The sequence below is a fragment of the Dictyobacter arantiisoli genome (assembly GCF_008326305.1).
GTDB classification, from domain to species: domain Bacteria; phylum Chloroflexota; class Ktedonobacteria; order Ktedonobacterales; family Ktedonobacteraceae; genus Dictyobacter; species Dictyobacter arantiisoli.
On the sequence record NZ_BIXY01000193.1, the window covers coordinates 1 to 2,880 of the forward strand.

Annotated in this window: 3 protein-coding genes; 2 read left to right on the plus strand and 1 reads right to left on the minus strand. The window is 45.7% G+C overall.

Going from position 1 to position 2,880, the window contains the following annotated elements; genetic code table 11:
* Window positions 1-168: 168 nt before the first annotated feature.
* Window positions 169-954 carry a DUF2182 domain-containing protein gene (locus F1593_RS27640; RefSeq protein WP_172632518.1) on the minus strand — a complete coding sequence of 262 codons (786 nt, stop codon included), beginning with the start codon at window positions 952-954 and terminating at the stop codon, window positions 169-171.
* Between the two features lie 301 nt (window positions 955-1,255).
* Here F1593_RS27640 and F1593_RS27645 point away from each other — a divergent pair, with 301 nt between their 5' ends.
* Together F1593_RS27645 and F1593_RS27650 are read left to right on the plus strand one after the other, a co-directional pair.
* Window positions 1,256-2,143 (plus strand): hypothetical protein, encoded by an 888-nt coding sequence (locus F1593_RS27645; RefSeq protein ID WP_149404773.1) that lies wholly within the window; start codon window positions 1,256-1,258, stop codon window positions 2,141-2,143.
* Between the two features lie 159 nt (window positions 2,144-2,302).
* Window positions 2,303-2,662 carry a transposase family protein gene (locus tag F1593_RS27650; RefSeq protein WP_172632519.1) on the plus strand — a complete coding sequence of 120 codons (360 nt, stop codon included), beginning with the start codon at window positions 2,303-2,305 and terminating at the stop codon, window positions 2,660-2,662.
* Window positions 2,663-2,880 lie beyond the last annotated feature (218 nt).

Genomic DNA, 2,880 nt, shown 5'->3' on the forward strand with positions numbered 1-2,880 from the left:
GTGCAGAAAAGGTGCTATGCACCTTTTCTGCACCACACACTAAAAACAGTTTTGAGCACCGCAGGTGCGAAAACTCATGCACAGAGATTATGGAGAGCATGAAAAAATGTGAATGCAAGGCCGGAGGCAGGTTTGTAGCAGATTAGGATGGATTGTACTGCCTTTCGGTTAACCATGGAACAGAAAAAAATACCAGAGTGGGGTCAGTAGTAGACAGATACAGCCGATGACAAGCTGCGGTGCTCTTTTATGGAGAAAGGTACGCTCAAGTAGCATTACGAGGGTCATGAGAGCCATGAATAAAAAGCTCTTCATACCCACAGCAAACATTACCAACATTAAGGCCCAGTTACTTCCCAGACACCAGACACCATACAGTATCCCCTGTCGCCAACCAGAAAGATTGTCAGCGGTCAACGGGAAGCATGCGTGTCGATCAACCAGTTCGCTACAATTACGCTGGCAGATCGACTTCCAGGAGCTCCATTGCCAGATACCGGCCAACCCAAAAAGGAGTGTGCCAATCACCTGGGCATGCAGATACAACCACCACCACTGACGTACTAACTGATGCACAAAAGTATCACCGAGGAAGGCCAACAATGCAAAGCCAGTCCAGATGGCGGCATAACCTCCAATAAATAGTATCTGGCGATACCAGGGAAACTTATAAGGGGCATAGAAAATAAAAAGATGAGAAAGAGAAGCAGGTAACATCATCGCAATGAACATAATTTGCCAGGCCAATAAGAAAATCAAGCATGCACTTAGCCAGGGGAAATGGCTGATCTGCAACAAATAGTCGTGATCAATAAACACATTCTGGCCTGTAGCAAATGCCAGGCCCAACACGAGCCAGCCAACACAAATCAACCCCCAGGGTAATACCAGAGCACGAGCAGAATCTAATACAGAGGGACGCGAGTAGAATGCTGGAGGAGCATCATTGTGCATAGTTCTGATCCCTTTGGTAGTTGACAAACACAAGAAATCTACGCACGAGCAGAATCTAATAAAAAGAACAAAGTACAACAACAACATGAAATATAAGCCTGTTGATAGTATAGCTGAGGCAAGGGTGCTTTGTCCAGGGAAGAATAAGCTGGCAAAAATCGTGATCTCAGGCGTGCTGGATAGCCAACTTGGGTTCGATCATCTATAGACATTGACACCGTGCAACGCTATTCCTATACTAGGGACAGCATACAATCTATAAATACAAGTAGCCGGAAGAAGAAGGGATTGGTACCATCCAATGGCGTTTACGCAAGACGAAATACAGTCGTTACACACGATTATAGAACAGACATTGGCAACTCAGCAGCGCGATTTGGAACGGACCTTTGAACAAAAAAGCCAGAAGTTGCAGCATGATTTTGAACAACGCTTACTGACGATGCAAGGTGAATTTCAACAAACGCTGTCTCGACAACTTGATGACCAGCATACTAAACTTGCAACAATGTTTCAGGAGCAGCTTAATCAGCAACCGGAACAAACAAAGCAGGCCAGCGAGCAGAAACCCGAGATGAAAAATCAGCAACAAAATGAAGATTTACTTGAACGTTCCCTGGCCGCACAACTGCTTGCATTTGAGCAAATTATTAATCAACATTTCTCTTCCATGGCTTCCACAAATGAATTCCCCCTTACCTACACGGCGGATGGACAACCAGAATTTGACGCGATAGAGGTACAAACAGAAATTCCCTGGGAAGAGATGGCGGAGTTAATAGATCAAACACTGGGAGCACATCTTTCACCATTAAGAGATGCCTTAATTTCATCCATGTATGCAATCCAGGAAGAAATATCTCAACAATTACAGACATTGCGCGATGCACTTCTCCCTTCATCAACTCCATATGGACGAGAAACTAATATTGCGGCTCAAGATAGAAATCAATCAATAAAAAACCAGGAAGTCATACAAAGTATTGACCGCCTGGAGCATCTTGTAGAAGCGCTGCAAGTATCAATGACCTCAAACAACGCGCTACTATCGAACCGCCTCTACCATCATCAACAACTTCCCCTGGAACGTGCACACCCTTCACACCATGTCGCCAGCCAACCTTCATCTTCGCCCACCACAGAGCCAGAACAAACAGAATCACCGGGCATTAGTACACCTTCGCGCTAAAAAGGAAAGAGCGTGATTCTTAAGGGCTGCTAATCCTTTCTTGCCCTCTTGTCAGGGCTTTTTGGTGTACCCGAAAGTCCCGAAAGAGTAAAAAAAGGAGCCATATCTTGCTAAAATAGGAAAATCATTACGCACCTATGAAAGCGAGAAATGGCTTGGATGTACCTTAACATATTCGACGGAACAGGGCAAGAGAACCGGGAATCTCTGGCGAGAGATGCTGCATCACTGTATCAAGCGTTTGAGCAGGTGAAAGACGGACGAAAAGCGAAAGGGAAGCGCTATCCGCTTGCGCTCATTTTAACTGTTCTCATGCTTGGGAAACTGGCTGGAGAAACGACGATACATGGAATTGTGGACTGGGTCGAAGAGAGAAAAGACGAGCTGAAACGGCAACTCAAGTGGCCAAAGGATTTTCCCGTAGACTCAACCTACAGCGAGGCATTATCGTGCTGTGATGGACAAGAAATAGCAAAAGCCCACGGGATGCGCAACGAGATGATAACAGCAAGCGAGTAGCATAAGTACAAACGGATAAAAGAGGGAAAAATCCTTGCCAAACCAGGCAAATATATGTCTCCTTAGAAGAAGAAAATGATCCAATCCTACTTCTAAGGAGAATACAGGTAGTATGACACATCCATCCGTCCATCTCCAGAGCGCATCAGAAGATCGGCCCTCCGTTCCCAACTGGTTTGGCGAGGTCGCCATTGTGGCGCAGGTCTTGACCTCATCAG

What these genes read in the sequence shown, in the direction of transcription:
- F1593_RS27650 (WP_172632519.1), top strand. Translation starts at nt 2,303, where the DNA reads ATGTACCTTAACATATTCGACGGAACAGGGCAAGAGAACCGGGAATCT.
- F1593_RS27645 (WP_149404773.1), top strand. Translation starts at nt 1,256, where the DNA reads ATGGCGTTTACGCAAGACGAAATACAGTCGTTACACACGATTATAGAA.
- F1593_RS27640 (WP_172632518.1), bottom strand. Translation starts at nt 954, where the DNA reads ATGCACAATGATGCTCCTCCAGCATTCTACTCGCGTCCCTCTGTATTA.